General features: G+C 59.5%; 12 protein-coding genes. All 12 read left to right on the top strand.

The window, feature by feature from the left end; translation table 11 throughout:
* Positions 1–11: 11 nt before the first annotated feature.
* The 12 genes from bamA (at position 12) to kdsA (ending at position 16,023) form a co-directional block, all read left to right on the top strand.
* The gene (gene bamA, locus AC19YY_RS17950) at positions 12–2,399 is read left to right on the top strand and encodes an outer membrane protein assembly factor BamA (protein ID WP_169955456.1); all 2,388 of its coding nucleotides are present in this window, start codon (positions 12–14) and stop codon (positions 2,397–2,399) included.
* 45 nt (positions 2,400–2,444) lie between these two features.
* Entirely contained in the window at positions 2,445–2,948 is a 504-nt protein-coding gene (locus tag AC19YY_RS17955; protein ID WP_003219314.1) for an OmpH/Skp family outer membrane protein, read from the top strand.
* A 3-nt stretch (positions 2,949–2,951) separates the two neighbouring features.
* Entirely contained in the window at positions 2,952–4,007 is a 1,056-nt protein-coding gene (lpxD, locus tag AC19YY_RS17960) for a UDP-3-O-(3-hydroxymyristoyl)glucosamine N-acyltransferase (protein WP_169955457.1), read from the top strand.
* Positions 4,008–4,117: 110 nt separating this feature from the next.
* Entirely contained in the window at positions 4,118–4,558 is a 441-nt protein-coding gene (fabZ, locus tag AC19YY_RS17965; protein WP_029297270.1) for a 3-hydroxyacyl-ACP dehydratase FabZ, read from the top strand.
* Positions 4,555–5,331 (top strand): acyl-ACP--UDP-N-acetylglucosamine O-acyltransferase, encoded by a 777-nt coding sequence (gene lpxA, locus AC19YY_RS17970; protein ID WP_169955458.1) that lies wholly within the window; start codon positions 4,555–4,557, stop codon positions 5,329–5,331. Before fabZ ends, lpxA begins: the two co-directional genes overlap by 4 nt.
* Before the next feature lie 2 nt (positions 5,332–5,333).
* The gene (gene lpxB / locus AC19YY_RS17975) at positions 5,334–6,473 is read left to right on the top strand and encodes a lipid-A-disaccharide synthase (protein WP_170042923.1); all 1,140 of its coding nucleotides are present in this window, start codon (positions 5,334–5,336) and stop codon (positions 6,471–6,473) included.
* On the top strand, positions 6,470–7,102 hold the full coding sequence (gene rnhB, locus AC19YY_RS17980) for a ribonuclease HII (RefSeq protein ID WP_169955460.1): 633 nt from the start codon (positions 6,470–6,472) through the stop codon (positions 7,100–7,102). Before lpxB ends, rnhB begins: the two co-directional genes overlap by 4 nt.
* A 77-nt stretch (positions 7,103–7,179) precedes the next feature.
* On the top strand, positions 7,180–10,701 hold the full coding sequence (gene dnaE, locus AC19YY_RS17985) for a DNA polymerase III subunit alpha (protein WP_169955461.1): 3,522 nt from the start codon (positions 7,180–7,182) through the stop codon (positions 10,699–10,701).
* Between the two features lie 139 nt (positions 10,702–10,840).
* A complete protein-coding gene (locus tag AC19YY_RS17990; RefSeq protein WP_029297260.1) occupies positions 10,841–11,788 on the top strand; it encodes an acetyl-CoA carboxylase carboxyltransferase subunit alpha in 948 nt (315 codons plus the stop codon).
* 159 nt (positions 11,789–11,947) lie between these two features.
* Positions 11,948–13,267, top strand: coding sequence for a tRNA lysidine(34) synthetase TilS (gene tilS, locus AC19YY_RS17995; RefSeq protein ID WP_500604609.1), 1,320 nt, complete (start codon positions 11,948–11,950; stop codon positions 13,265–13,267).
* Positions 13,268–13,540: 273 nt separating this feature from the next.
* Positions 13,541–15,172 carry a CTP synthase gene (gene pyrG, locus AC19YY_RS18000; RefSeq protein ID WP_169955463.1) on the top strand — a complete coding sequence of 544 codons (1,632 nt, stop codon included), beginning with the start codon at positions 13,541–13,543 and terminating at the stop codon, positions 15,170–15,172.
* A gap of 5 nt (positions 15,173–15,177) precedes the next feature.
* A complete protein-coding gene (kdsA, locus tag AC19YY_RS18005; RefSeq protein ID WP_010212442.1) occupies positions 15,178–16,023 on the top strand; it encodes a 3-deoxy-8-phosphooctulonate synthase in 846 nt (281 codons plus the stop codon).
* Positions 16,024–16,127: the final 104 nt, after the last annotated feature.

Genomic DNA, 16,127 nt, shown 5'->3' on the forward strand with positions numbered 1-16,127 from the left:
GAAAGGACTTCATGAAACGTCTGCTGCTAACTGCGGTTCTCACCGTATTGATGATCGCCGAAGTTCACGCCGAGTCCTTCACCATCTCCGATATTCGCGTCAACGGCCTCCAGCGGGTTTCCGCGGGTAGCGTCTTTGGCGCCTTGCCGTTGAACGTTGGGGAACAGGCTGACGACCGTCGCCTGGTGGAATCCACTCGTGCGCTGTTCAAAACCGGCTTCTTTCAAGACATCCAACTGGGTCGTGAAGGCAACGTCCTGGTCATCACTGTCGTCGAGCGACCTTCTGTCGCCAGTATCGAGATCGAAGGCAACAAGGCGATCTCCACTGAAGACTTGATGAAAGGTCTCAAGCAATCCGGCCTGGCCGAAGGCGAGATCTTCCAGCGCGCCACCCTCGAAGGCGTGCGTAACGAGCTGCAACGTCAGTACGTTGCCCAGGGCCGCTACTCCGCTTCCGTGGAAACCGAAGTGGTGCCGCAGCCGCGCAACCGTGTCGGCCTGAAGGTCAACATCAACGAAGGCACCGTGGCGGCGATCCAGCACATCAACGTGGTGGGTAACACCAAGTTCGCCGACGAAGACCTGATCGACCTGTTCGAGCTCAAGACCACCAACTGGCTGTCGTTCTTCAAGAACGATGACAAGTACGCCCGTGAAAAACTCTCCGGTGACCTGGAGCGCTTGCGCTCCTATTACCTAGACCGTGGCTATATCAACATGGATATCGCTTCGACCCAGGTGTCCATCACCCCGGATAAGAAGCACGTGTACATCACCGTCAACGTCAACGAAGGCGAGAAGTACCGCGTTCGTGACGTGAAGCTCAGCGGCGACTTGAAAGTGCCTGAAGACCAGGTCAAGTCCCTGCTGCTGGTCCAGAAAGACCAGGTGTTCTCGCGCAAGCTGATGACCACCACTTCCGAACTGATCACCCGTCGCCTGGGTAACGAAGGCTATACCTTCGCCAACGTGAACGGCGTGCCGACCCCACATGATGATGACCACACCGTGGACATCACTTTTGTCGTCGATCCGGGCAAGCGTGCCTACGTCAACCGCATCAACTTCCGTGGCAACACCAAGTCCGAGGACGAAGTGCTGCGTCGTGAAATGCGCCAGATGGAAGGTGGCTGGGCTTCGACCTACCTGATCGACCAGTCCAAGACCCGTCTTGAGCGCCTGGGCTTCTTCAAGGAAGTCAACGTCGAAACCCCGGCCGTACCGGGTGTGGATGACCAGGTCGACGTGAACTACGCAGTGGAAGAGCAAGCGTCCGGTTCGATCACCGCCAGCGTCGGTTTTGCACAGAGTGCCGGCCTGATCCTCGGTGGCTCGATCACCCAGAACAACTTCCTGGGTACCGGTAACAAAGTATCCATCGGCCTGACCCGCAGCGAATACCAGAGCCGCTACAACTTCGGTTATGTGGACCCCTACTGGACAGCTGACGGTGTGAGCCTGGGCTACAACGCCTTCTACCGCACCACAGACTACAAAGACCTCGACGTCGACGTTGCAAGCTATGCGATCGACAGCCTGGGTGCCGGTGTGAACGTGGGCTACCCGATCAGTGAGACCTCGCGTCTGACCTTCGGCCTGACCGCGCAGCAGGATGAGATCAAGACCGGTGTCTACACCGTCGATGAGATCTTCGACTTCACCCGCCGCGAAGGTGACAAGTTCCTCAACTTCAAGGCCTCGGCCGGTTGGTCCGAGTCCACCCTGAACAAAGGTGTGCTGGCCACCCGTGGTCACTCCCAGAGCCTGACCCTGGAAGCCACCACACCAGGTAGCGACCTGTCGTTCTTCAAGCTCGACTACCGTGGCCAGTTGTTCACGCCGTTGAGCGATAACTACACCATGCGCCTGCACACGGAATTGGGCTATGGTGATGGCTATGGTTCGACCGATGGCTTGCCGTTCTACGAGAACTACTATGCCGGTGGCTTCAACTCGGTACGTGGCTTCAAGGACAGCACCCTGGGTCCACGTGGTACGCCAAGCCGTGGTGTTGCTGAAACCGGTAACGTCGGCACCGTGCGTGACTCTGACAATGATCCGCTGCCGTTCGGTGGTAACGTGCTGATCCAAGGTGGTGCGGAAATTCTGTTCCCGCTGCCGTTCGTCAAGGACCAGCGCTCCCTGCGGACCTCGGTCTTCTGGGATGTGGGTAACGTATTCGACTCCAAGTGCGAGCAGATCCGTAACCCTAGCGGCTTGAAGTCCAACACCCAGTGCAACGACGTAAGCCTGAGCAATCTGGCCAGTTCCGTGGGTGTGGGTGTGACCTGGATTACCGCCCTGGGCCCGTTGAGCTTCGCCTTGGCGATGCCAGTCAAGAAACCGGATAACGCTGAAACCCAGATTTTCCAATTTTCCCTCGGCCAGACGTTCTAAGCGTCCGACCCAAGATAACGACAACGGATTCTGTAGGAGTGCATCGTGCGTAAGTTGACTCAATTGGTTCTTCTGGCAACCGTGCTGGTCGCAACCCCGGCGTTTGCCGAAATGAAAATCGCCGTCCTGAACTATCAGATGGCCCTGCTGGAATCCGATGCGGCCAAGAAGTACGCCGTGGATGCCGAGAAAAAATTTGGTCCGCAACTGACCAAGCTCAAGACCCTGGAAAGCAGTGCCAAGGGCATCCAGGACCGCCTGGTCGCCGGTGGCGATAAAATGCAGCAAGGCGAGCGCGAGCGTCTGGAGCTTGAGTTCAAGCAAAAGGCCCGTGACTATCAGTTCCAATCCAAGGAGCTGAACGAAGCCAAGGCTGTTGCTGACCGTGAAATGCTCAAGCAACTGAAGCCTAAACTCGACAGCGCCGTGGAAGAGGTCATCAAGAAAGGTGCCTTTGACCTGGTCTTCGAGCGTGGCGCCGTGATTGACGTCAAGCCTCAATACGACATCACCCGCCAGGTGATCGAGCGCATGAACCAGCTGAAGTAAGCCATGACCGCGACTATCAAACTCGGTCAATTGGCCGAGTTCCTGGGGGCTACCTTGCGTGGCTCCAAGGAGAAGGAAATCACTGGGCTAGCCACCTTGCAGGAGGCTGGCCCAGCTCAGTTGAGCTTCCTCGCAAATCCCCAATACCGTAAATACCTGGGCGACAGCCAGGCCGCAGCCGTGTTGCTGAAGGCCGCTGACGCCGAGACGTTTGCCGGGGATGCGCTGGTGGTGGCCGACCCTTATGCCGCATACGCGCGGGTTTCCCACTTGTTCGACCCGAAACCCAAGGCTGCCCCTGGTATCCATCCTTCTGCGGTCATTGCCAATGATGCACAGGTGGATCCTGCGGCCAGCATCGGTGCTTTTGCGGTTATCGAAAGTGGTGCGCGCATTGGTGCCGGCGTGACTGTTGGTGCCCATTGCTTTATCGGTGCTCGCAGCGAAATCGGTGCAGGCGGCTGGCTCGCGCCGCGCGTGACCCTGTACCACGATGTGCGTATCGGGCAGCGGGTAGTGATTCAGTCGGGTGCCGTGATCGGCGGCGAAGGCTTCGGCTTTGCCAATGAGAAGGGCATCTGGCAGAAGATCGCCCAGGTCGGCGGTGTGCTGATCGGTGACGATGTGGAGATCGGTGTCAACACTGCTGTCGATCGCGGGGCCTTGGCCGATACGGTGATTGGCAATGGTGTGAAGTTGGATAACCAGATCCAGATCGCCCACAACGTACAGATTGGCGATCACACGGCCATGGCCGCGTGCGTCGGCATCTCCGGCAGCACCAAGATCGGCAAGCATTGCATGCTGGCCGGCGGTGTCGGCTTGGTGGGCCATATTGAAATATGTGACAACGTATTCATTACCGGCATGACCATGGTGACCCACTCGATTACCGAGCCAGGGGCCTACTCTTCCGGTACAGCGATGCAACCCGCGGCCGAGTGGCGCAAGAGCGCGGCCCGTTTAAGGCAGCTCGACGACATGGCGCGGCGCCTGAAACATCTGGAAAAGCGTGTTGGGGACGTGACCCCTGGCAGTAATGTTTCATCAGATGGCTGATACCATTTCCATATCAAGTGTGCACAGCAGCTAGACTGCCTTCTTGATTTGCTAGAGGGGCGTGCCTTAGTCCGCGCGCTCCCAATCTTTATTACAGGCTTCCCCCCGAAATGATGGACATCAACGAGATTCGCGAATACCTGCCTCACCGTTACCCGTTCCTACTGGTGGACCGTGTAGTGGAACTGAATGTTGAGGAAAAGCGCATTCGTGCCTACAAGAATGTCAGCATCAACGAACCATTCTTCAATGGTCACTTCCCCGCGCATCCAATCATGCCGGGCGTGTTGATCATCGAAGCGATGGCGCAGGCCGCTGGTATCCTGGGTTTTAAAATGCTCGACCTGAAGCCTGCCGACGGCACGCTTTACTATTTCGTGGGCTCCGACAAGCTGCGCTTTCGCAACCCGGTCACCCCAGGCGACCAGTTGATCCTGGAAGCCAAGTTCGTGAGCTGCAAGCGCCAGATCTGGAAATTCGAATGCCAGGCGTCCGTTGACGGCAAGCCTGTGTGTTCCGCCGAAATCATCTGTGCGGAACGCAAACTATGAGTTTGATTGACCCTCGCGCAATCATCGATCCGACGGCCGTGCTGGCCGCCGACGTTGAGGTCGGCCCTTGGTCGATCATCGGCGCAGGTGTGGAAATCGGCGAGGGAACAGTCATCGGGCCGCACGTGATCCTCAAGGGGCCGACCCGCATTGGCAAACACAACCGCATCTACCAGTTTTCCTCGGTAGGTGAAGATACGCCGGACATGAAGTACAAGGGTGAAGAAACCCGCCTGGTAATCGGTGATCACAACATCATTCGTGAAGGCGTGACCATTCATCGTGGCACTGTGCAGGACCGGGCAGAAACTACCCTGGGTGATCACAATCTGGTGATGGCCTACGCGCATATCGGACACGACAGCGTTATTGGCAACCACTGCATCCTGGTCAACAACACTGCACTGGCCGGCCATGTGCATGTTGACGACTGGGCGATCCTGTCTGGTTTTACCCTGGTGCATCAGTACTGCCATATCGGCGCCCACAGCTTTTCCGGCATGGGCACTGCTATTGGCAAGGATGTGCCGGCGTTCGTCACGGTATTTGGCAACCCTGCCGAAGCCCGCAGCATGAACTTCGAAGGCATGCGCCGCCGGGGTTTCAGCGAAGAGGCCATTCACGCCCTGCGTCGCGCCTATAAGGTGGTGTATCGCCAGGGCCTGACGGTTGAGCAGGCATTGGCCGAACTGGCCGAGCCAGCGGCGCTGTTTCCAGAGGTTGCCATCTTCCGTGATTCGATCCAGGCATCGACTCGCGGCATCACCCGCTGATCATGGCCACGCTGCGTATTGCATTGGTGGCCGGAGAAGCTTCCGGCGATATCCTCGGCGCTGGCCTGATGCGCGCCATCAAGGCGCAGCATCCAGCCGTTGAGTTTATTGGGGTCGGCGGCCCGCTGATGCAGGCCGAAGGCCTGACTTCCTACTTTCCCATGGAGCGTTTGTCGGTCATGGGGCTGGTGGAAGTGCTGGGGCGCCTTCGCGAGCTGCTGGCTCGGCGCAAACTGCTGATCCAGACCCTGATTGCCGAAAAACCGGACGTCTTTATCGGTATCGACGCACCGGACTTCACCCTCAATATCGAACTCAAGCTGCGTCAGGCCGGAATCAAGACCGTGCATTACGTCAGCCCGTCCGTGTGGGCGTGGCGGCAGAAGCGCGTGCTGAAGATCCGCGAAGGCTGCGACCTGATGCTGACCCTACTGCCTTTCGAGGCGCGGTTCTATGAAGAGAAGGGCGTGCCGGTAAGGTTTGTCGGCCATACCCTGGCCGACACCATCCCGCTACAGGCGGATCGCGCCGCTGCGCGCGCCGAGTTGGGCCTGCCCGACGGGCCGCTGGTGGCGTTGATGCCCGGCAGCCGTGGCGGTGAGGTCGGTCGCCTGGGCGCACTGTTTTTCGATGCGGCCCAGCGCCTGCAGGCGTTGAAGCCAGGAGTGCGATTTGTACTGCCGTGCGCCAGCCCGCAGCGCCGTGCACAGATCGAAGCCTTGCTGGTGGGGCGCGACTTGCCGTTGACGCTGCTCGATGGTGGTTCGCACCTGGCTCTGGCCGCCTGTGACGCGGTGTTGATCGCCTCTGGTACCGCCACGCTGGAGGCCTTGCTCTACAAGCGCCCGATGGTCGTGGCCTATCGCTTGGCGCCGCTGACCTACTGGATTCTCAAGCGCATGGTCAAAAGTCCCTACATCTCCTTGCCCAACCTGCTTGCGCAGCGCCTGTTGGTGCCGGAGTTGCTGCAGGACGCTGCAACCCCCGAAGCATTGGCCCAGACCATTCTGCCGTTGATCGACGGTGGTGAAGAGCAGACCCGTGGGTTTGACGAAATTCACCGTACCTTGCGCCGTGATGCGTCGAACCAGGCCGCAGATGCCGTATTGACCTTGATCGGCCGCCAGCAGGAAACCCTATGAAGACGCAAATAGGCCTGGATTTCAGCCTGGTCGCCCAAACCCACGAACTGGTTGCCGGTGTCGATGAAGTCGGGCGTGGTCCGCTGTGCGGTGCGGTGGTCACGGCGGCGGTGATCCTTGACCCGAATCGCCCGATTCTCGGCCTCAACGACTCGAAGAAACTCACCGAAGCCCGTCGTGAAAAACTTTTTGACGAAATTTGCGAAAAGGCCCTCAGCTGGCATATCGCCAGGGCAGAGGTCGAGGAAATCGACGAGTTGAACATCCTGCATGCCACGATGCTGGCCATGCAGCGCGCCGTCGAGGGCCTGCATATCACCCCGAAACTGGCGATGATCGACGGGAATCGCTGCCCGAAGCTGGCGATGCCGGCCGAAGCGGTGGTCAAGGGTGATAGCAAGGTTCCGGCGATTGCCGCTGCCTCGATTCTCGCCAAGGTCAGCCGCGACCGTGAAATGGCGGCGTTCGAGTTGATCTACCCAGGCTATGGCATCGGTGGCCATAAAGGCTATCCGACGCCCGTTCATCTGGAAGCCCTCGCCCGATTGGGCCCGACGCCGATCCACCGTCGCTCGTTTGCCCCGGTACGCCAGGCTTACGAGGTGCGCGAAAGCCTGGCCGAGATTTAGGCGCAGGCTGATGTTTTACTCAAGGCCCGGTACAATCCGGGCCTTGTTGTTTTCACACGTATCTAGACAGGATCACTATGCCGGCTTCATTCGTTCACCTGCGCCTGCACACTGAATACTCCCTGGTCGACGGCCTGGTACGGATCAAACCACTGGTCAAAACCCTGGTGGGCATGAACATGCCGGCCGTTGCGGTGACCGATCAGAACAACATGTGTTCCCTGGTCAAGTTCTACAAGAGCGCCATGGGCGCCGGCATCAAGCCGATCTGCGGCGCCGACTTGTGGCTGTCCAACAAAGATCCGGATAACGCCTTGAGCCGCATCAGCCTGCTGGCGATGAACGGCGTGGGCTATCGCAACCTGACCGAACTGATTTCCCGTGGTTTTATCGACGGCCAGCGCAATGGCTCGATCATCATCGAGCGCGAATGGGTGGCCGAGGCCAGCGAAGGGCTGATCATGCTGTCGGCCGCCAAAGAGGGCGAGATCGGGATCGCGTTGCTCGGCGGTAACCCGCACGAGGCCGAGGTGCTGGCCAGTGAGTGGATGCAAGTATTTCCCGACCGCTTCTACCTGGAGGTCCAGCGCACCAATCGCCCCAACGATGAAGAACATCTGCACGCTGCCGTGGCCCTGGCCGAAAAGCTGGGCGCGCCGCTGGTAGCCACCAACGATGTCCGTTTTATCAAGAAGGAAGACTTCGAAGCCCACGAAACCCGCGTGTGCATCGGCGAAGGCCGGGCGCTGGACGATCCACGGCGCTCGAAGAACTACAGCGAAGAGCAGTACCTCAAAAGTGCCGAGGAAATGGCTGAGCTGTTCAGCGATTTGCCCGAGGCCCTGGAAAACTCCGTCGAAATTGCCAAGCGCTGCAATATCGAAGTGAAGCTGGGCAAGCACTTTTTGCCCAACTTCCCGATTCCCGATGGCATGACCATCGATGAATACTTTCGCAAGGTGTCCTTCGATGGCCTGGAGGAGCGTCTTGCCGTCCTGCTGCCCAAGGACACTACCGAAGACTACGAAGCCAAGCGCCAGGTGTATGTCGACCGGCTGAATTTCGAGCTGGATATCATCATCCAGATGGGGTTCCCCGGTTACTTCCTGATCGTAATGGACTTTATCCAGTGGGCCAAAAGCAACGGCGTGCCGGTGGGGCCTGGCCGGGGGTCGGGTGCTGGCTCGCTGGTAGCTTATGTGCAGAAGATCACTGACCTTGACCCGCTGGAATATGACCTGCTGTTCGAACGGTTCCTGAACCCGGAACGGGTATCGATGCCCGACTTCGACGTCGACTTCTGCATGGATGGTCGTGACCGGGTAATCGAATATGTGGCCGAGAAATACGGCCGTAACGCGGTAAGCCAGATCATCACCTTCGGCTCCATGGCGGCCAAGGCGGTAATCCGCGACGTGGCGCGGGTGCAGGGCAAGTCCTACGGCCTGGCGGATCGTCTGTCGAAGATGATCCCCTTTGAAGTCGGCATGACCCTGGAAAAGGCCTACGAGCAGGAAGAGATCCTGCGTGACTTCATCAAGGTCGATGAAGAAGCCGCCGAAATCTGGGACATGGCCCGCAAGCTCGAAGGCGTGGTGCGTAACGTCGGTAAGCACGCCGGTGGCGTGGTAATCGCTCCGACCAAGTTGACAGACTTTTCGCCGATCTATTGCGACGAAGAAGGCGATGGCCTGGTAACCCAGTTCGACAAGGACGACGTGGAGGCGGCCGGCCTGGTGAAGTTCGACTTCCTCGGCCTGCGGACCCTGACGATCATCGACTGGGCGCTCAAGACCATCAACCGCGAGCGTGCCAAGGTCGATGAGGCGCCGCTGGATATCGCCTTTATCCCGCTGGACGACAAGCCGACCTACGCGCTGCTGCAAAAAGCTGAAACCACTGCGGTGTTCCAGCTTGAATCCCGCGGCATGAAGGAGCTGATCAAAAAGCTCAAGCCCGACTGCCTGGAAGACTTGATCGCACTGGTGGCCCTGTTCCGTCCGGGCCCACTGCAATCGGGTATGGTTGATGACTTTATCAACCGTAAACACGGGCGCGCCGAGCTGGCTTACCCGCACTCCGACTACCAGTACGAAGGCCTCAAGCCGGTACTGGCACCGACCTACGGCATCATCCTGTATCAGGAACAGGTGATGCAGATCGCCCAGGTCATGGCCGGCTACACCCTAGGCGGCGCGGACATGCTGCGCCGGGCCATGGGTAAGAAAAAGCCCGAGGAAATGGCTAAGCAGCGCGGCGGTTTCATTGAAGGTTGCGCCACCAACAACATCGACGCTGACCTGGCCGGTAACATCTTTGACCTGGTGGAAAAATTCGCCGGTTATGGCTTCAACAAATCCCACTCTGCCGCCTACGGCCTGGTGTCGTACCAGACTGCGTGGCTGAAGGCCCACTACCCGGCGCCGTTCATGGCGGCGGTGCTGTCGGCGGATATGCACAACACCGACAAGGTCGTGACCTTGATCGAAGAAGTGCGGACCATGAAGTTGAGGCTCGACGCGCCGGATGTGAACGCCTCGGAGTTCAAGTTCACCGTGAACGACGAAGGCCGCATCATCTATGGCCTGGGCGCGATCAAGGGGGTGGGCGAAGGCCCGGTCGAGGCAATCACCGAGGCGCGCCAGGATGGTCCGTTCAAGGACCTGTTCGACTTCTGCGCCCGGGTCGACCTCAAGCGCATCAACAAGCGTACCCTCGATGGCCTGATCCGCAGCGGTGCACTCGATCGTCTCGGTCCGTATTTCCATGACGAGCCGAAGGCCTACCAGGCCAATATCGACCGCAACCGCGCGGTGCTGCTGACCGCCATGGAAGAAGCGATCAAGGCCGCCGAGCAGACCGCCCGCACCCACGACAGCGGGCATGCCGACCTGTTTGGCGGGCTGTTCGTCGAAGAAGATGCCGATGTGTACGCTAACCACCGCAAGGCCAAGGAGCTGACCCTCAAGGAACGCCTCAAGGGTGAAAAAGACACCCTGGGCCTGTACCTCACCGGTCACCCGATTGACGAATATGAAGGCGAGATCCGTCGTTTTGCCCGCCAGCGCATCATCGACCTGAAGCCGGCGCGCGATACCCAGACTGTCGCCGGGATGATCATTGCCCTGCGGGTGATGAAGAACAAAAAGGGCGACAAGATGGGGTTCATCACCCTTGATGACCGCTCCGGGCGTATCGAGGCGTCGCTGTTTGCCGACGCGTTTCATTCTGCGCAGTCGCTGTTGCAGACCGACGCGATGGTGGTGGTGGAGGGGGAGGTCAGCAACGATGACTTCTCCGGCGGCCTGCGCCTGCGGATCAAACGCGTAATGAGCATGGAAGATGCCCGCACCAACCTGGCCGAAAGCCTGCGACTGAAGGTGAAAACCGAAGCGCTCAAGGGCGATCAGCTACGCTGGCTGGGGGACTTGCTCAAGCGTCACCGTGGCGCGTGCCCGGTGACCATGGAGTACACCGGCAGCGATGCCAAGGCGATGTTGCAGTTCGGTGAGACGTGGCGAATTGACCCGGCCGATGGCTTGATTCAAGCATTGCGTGACCAGTTCGGGCGTGACAACGTCTTCCTCCAATACCGTTGACGGTCAGGGCTACCCTTGTACCTCTGACCTCGACTCGACATTTAATCTCGACCTTGACGCGCCTCTCCCTTAAGGTAGGGCGCGAATAGACAACCGGCTGGCCAGGCACTCCCTGGCCGTCGACCCAAGACGGACGCTTATGAACCCGAATTTTCTTGATTTCGAACAGCCGATCGCTGACCTGCAAGCCAAGATCGAAGAGCTGCGCCTGGTCGGCAATGACAATTCGCTGAATATCGGCGATGAAATCTCCCGCCTGCAAGACAAGAGCAAGACGCTCACCGAAGACATCTTCGGCAAGCTGACCAGCTGGCAGATCGCGCGCCTGGCCCGCCACCCGCGCCGTCCGTACACCCTGGACTACATCGATCACATCTTCACCGAGTTCGACGAGTTGCATGGCGACCGTCACTTCTCCGATGACGCGGCGATTGTCGGCGGTATTGCTCGCCTGGACGACCAGCCGGTGATGGTGATTGGTCACCAGAAAGGCCGTGAAGTGCGCGAGAAAGTGCGTCGCAACTTCGGCATGCCGCGCCCGGAAGGCTACCGCAAGGCCTGCCGCCTGATGGAAATGGCTGAACGCTTCAAGATGCCGATCCTGACCTTTATCGACACCCCGGGCGCCTACCCAGGCATCGACGCTGAAGAGCGCAACCAGAGCGAAGCGATTGCCTGGAACCTGCGAGTGATGGCACGCCTGAAAACCCCGATCATCGCGACCGTGATCGGTGAAGGCGGTTCTGGCGGTGCGCTGGCCATTGGCGTCTGCGACCAACTGAACATGCTGCAGTATTCGACTTACGCTGTGATCTCGCCGGAAGGTTGCGCCTCGATCCTGTGGAAAACCGCAGAAAAGGCCCCGGATGCTGCCGAAGCCATGGGGATCACCGCTGATCGCCTGAAAGGCCTGGGCATCGTCGACAAAGTGATCGCCGAGCCCCTGGGCGGCGCACACCGCGACCCGGCTGCCGCATCGGCGACCATCCGCGCCGAACTCTGCGCACAGTTGGATATGCTCAAAAAATTCGACAACGAAGCGCTGCTGGCCCGTCGTTACGAGCGCCTGATGAGCTACGGCCTCTAAGCCACGGCATTACCCATGTGGGAGCGGGCTTGCCCGCGATAGCAATGTGTCAGTGCCAGATTGGTTGGCTGGTACACCGCTATCGCGGGCAGGCCCGCTCCCACATTTGCGTTGTGTATGCTTGGCTAACGTATTCCAGTTTTGCGGCGGTAACGTGCGATGAAACCAACTCTAACCGCCGAACTCCTGCAAGCCCTGGCCCCGTGGCGCAACGCCTCGGCCTGGCACATCGCTTTCTCTGGCGGACTCGACTCCACCGTCCTCCTGCACTTACTCGCTGATCTGGCAAAAAACCAATCCCTGCCACCTCTGCAGGCTATCCATGTCCATCACGGTCTCCAGGCTGTGGCTGACGGCTGGCCAGCCCATTGCCAGGCGGTTTGTGATGCCGCAGGTGTGCCGCTGCGGGTTATGCATGTGCAAGTGCAGTCAGGTGCAAGCCTTGAACGTGCGGCCCGTGACGCGCGGTACCAGGCGTTCGCCGAGATAATCGGCCCAAGTGAACTGCTACTCACCGGCCAGCACCGTGACGATCAGGCAGAAACCCTGCTGTTTCGCCTGCTGCGGGGCGCTGGGCTGCGGGGCCTCACCGGCATGCCAGCCCTGCGTCCCTTGGGTAAAGGGCACCTGGTGCGGCCGCTGCTGGACATGTCGCGAGCCGAGCTGGAAACCTACGCCCGCGAACAGCAGTTGAGTTGGATCGAGGACCCCTCCAACGGCGACTCACGTTTCTCCCGCAATTACCTGCGTCATCAAGTATTCCCACTGCTCACCGCCCGCTGGCCCCAGGCCGCGAATACCCTGGCGCGAACCGCTGGGCATCTGGCGCAGGCCCAAGAGCTGCTCGATGAATTGGCGCAATTGGATGTGCAGGCTGCCCAGCGGCCATCGGCGCTTGCCTGGCTACCGTTGCCATCATTGGCACTTGCGCCGCTGCGAGATCTTTCCGACGCTCGGCAGCGCAACGCCCTACGGTACTGGCTGGCGCCGCTGACGTTGTTGCCCGACAGCGAGCACTGGATTGGCTGGCACACCTTGCGCGATGCCAAGGCGGACGCACAGCCCGTGTGGCGTTTGGCCGATGGCCAATTGCACCGTTGCAACGATCGCATCTGGTGGATGCCTACCGATTGGTCGGAAATTTCTGATACGCCGCTAAGCTGGTCACACCCGCAAATCCCACTACAGTTACCGGGCAACGGCCAGTTGTATTTCAGCGGGCATGCCCCTGAAGGCCCTTTGGGCATCCGTTACCGCCAGGGTGGTGAAGTCATGGAAGTGCCAGGTCGTGGCCGGCGTGACCTCAAGCGTTTGCTCAACGAAAGTGCTGTGCCAGGCTTTATCCGTGGCAGATTGCCGCTGCTGTACCAAGGCACCCGTCTGGTGGCCGTGGCCAACCTGGCAAGGGCCTCGACAGGGCAGGGGGATGACTGGCAATTACATTGGGCGCCACCAACCTGCGATCAAGGTTTGAGCTGATAGCGCCTTTCCGGTAGACTACGCTCCCTTCTTGATACAACTTCTGTGGATTCTCCTGAAACACAGTCGTTGCCGATTACCAAGCAGTCTTTGCTGGGCGATTCCAAAAAATGTGTAGCGATCAACGTACCGGTGTTCCATTGCTGGTCTGTCACAACGCGGCGGTTTTTTTGAAAGGTGCACTGTGATTAATGCAGGTGATCGGGGGCTTCGGCCTTCCTTCGCTTTCCCCGGCGGCTCCGACCGCTTTAACGCAGACTTCTAGGGTTTTTCATGACGCGCTACATATTCGTCACGGGCGGTGTTGTTTCTTCATTGGGGAAAGGCATTGCCTCCGCTTCGTTGGCGGCCATCCTGGAGGCGCGGGGACTTAAGGTCACCATGCTCAAGCTGGACCCGTACATCAACGTCGACCCGGGCACCATGAGCCCGTTCCAGCACGGTGAAGTGTTCGTCACCCACGACGGCGCCGAGACCGACCTGGACCTGGGCCACTACGAGCGGTTCATCCGCACGACCATGACCCAGAACAACAACTTCACCACCGGCCGTGTCTACGAGCACGTGCTGCGCAAGGAGCGCCGTGGTGACTACCTGGGTGCAACCATCCAGGTGATCCCGCACATCACCGACGAAATCAAGCGCCGCATCATCAAGGGTGCAGGCGATGCCGACGTGGCGATGGTCGAGATCGGTGGCACCGTGGGTGACATCGAATCCCAACCGTTCCTCGAAGCCATCCGCCAGTTGCGTTTTGAAGTCGGCGCCAAGCGCGCGATGCTGATGCACCTGACGCTGGTGCCGTACATCGCCACCGCTGGCGAGACCAAAACCAAGCCTACCCAGCACTCGGTCAAGGAACTGCGTTCCATCGGCCTGCAGCCGGATGTGCTGGTGTGCCGTTCCGATCACCCGATCGACATTTCCTCGCGTCGCAAGATCGCCCAGTTCACCAACGTTGAAGAACGTGCGGTGATTGCCCTGGAAGACGCCGACACCATCTACAAGATCCCGGGCATTCTGCATTCCCAGGGCCTGGATGATTTTGTGGTCGAGCGTTTCGGCCTGCAGTGCAATGGCGCGGACCTGTCCGAGTGGGAAGCGGTGGTTGACGCCAAGCTCAATCCTGAGCACGAAGTCACCATCGCCATGGTCGGCAAGTACATGGAGCTGCTGGACGCGTACAAGTCGTTGATCGAAGCGATGAGTCACGCCGGTATCAGCAACCGTACCAAGGTCAACCTGCGTTACATCGACTCCGAAGACATCGAAAACCAGGGCACCGCGCTGCTCGAAGGCGTCGATGCGATCCTCGTGCCAGGCGGTTTCGGCCTGCGTGGCGTGGAAGGCAAGATCACTGCGGTACAGTACGCTCGTGAGAACAAGGTGCCGTACCTGGGTATCTGCCTGGGCATGCAAGTGGCCGTTATCGAGTTCGCTCGTAACGTGCTGGGCTGGAAAGACGCCAACTCCACCGAGTTCGATCACACCAGCGGCCACCCGGTCGTGGGCCTGATCACCGAGTGGGAAGATGCCACTGGCGCTGTCGAAACCCGTACCGAAAGTTCCGACCTGGGCGGCACCATGCGCCTTGGCGCACAGGATTGCCTGTTGGAGTCCGGCTCGCTGGTACACGACTGCTACGGCAAGGACGTGATCGTCGAGCGTCACCGTCATCGTTACGAAGTGAACAACAACCTGCTGCCGCAGATCAAAGAAGCCGGCCTGAAAGTCTCCGGTCGCTCCGGTGATGGCAAGCTGGTTGAAGTGGTTGAAGCCCCGGATCATCCCTGGTTCGTCGCTTGCCAGTTCCACCCTGAGTTCACCTCGACTCCGCGCGACGGTCACCCGTTGTTCAGCGGTTTCGTCAAGGCTGCACTGACGCAACATCAGAAGAAGGCGTAAACCTGATGGCCCAGAAGATCATTCGCGTAGGCGATATCGAAATTGCCAACGACAAGCCCATGGTGCTGTTTGGCGGCATGAACGTGCTGGAAAGCCGTGACATGGCGATGCAGGTCTGTGAAGAGTACGTAAAGGTTACCGAGAAACTGGGTATCCCTTATGTGTTCAAGGCCAGCTTCGACAAGGCTAACCGTTCGTCCGTGACCTCCTATCGCGGCCCGGGCCTTGAAGAAGGCATGCGGATCTTCCAGGACATCAAGCAAGCCTTCGGCGTGCCGATCATCACCGACGTCCACGAGCCCGAGCAGGCTGCAGTGGTCGCCGAGGTATGCGACATCATCCAGTTGCCGGCCTTTCTGTCGCGCCAGACCGACCTGGTCGTCGCGATGGCCAAGACCGGCGCTGTGATCAATATCAAGAAAGCCCAGTTCCTCGCGCCTCAGGAGATGAAACACATCCTGAACAAGTGCGTGGAAGCGGGTAATGACCAGTTGATCCTCTGCGAGCGTGGTTCGAGCTTCGGCTACAACAACCTCGTGGTGGATATGCTCGGTTTCGGCATCATGAAACAGTTCGAATACCCGGTATTCTTCGACGTGACCCATGCGCTGCAAATGCCGGGTGGCCGCGCCGACTCCGCCGGTGGCCGACGTGCCCAGGTACTGGACCTGGCCAAGGCCGGTATCAGCCAGTCCCTGGCTGGCCTGTTCCTGGAAGCCCACCCGGATCCTGACAACGCCAAGTGCGACGGTCCTTGCGCCCTGCGCCTGGACAAGCTGGAGCCATTCCTGGCCCAGCTCAAGCAATTGGACGAATTGGTCAAGAGTTTTCCGACGGTAGAGACCGCGTAACCCGCGTTTCTCCGGTAAACTTTCCGCGCTTTATGCTCAGGCCCCCGGGCCTGAGTCTTGTCGTCTGCAAGCCTGCCCCGTTGTTCCACCCTTGCGGTCGGTCA

It is taken from the genome of Pseudomonas sp. MF09156, assembly GCF_059862305.1.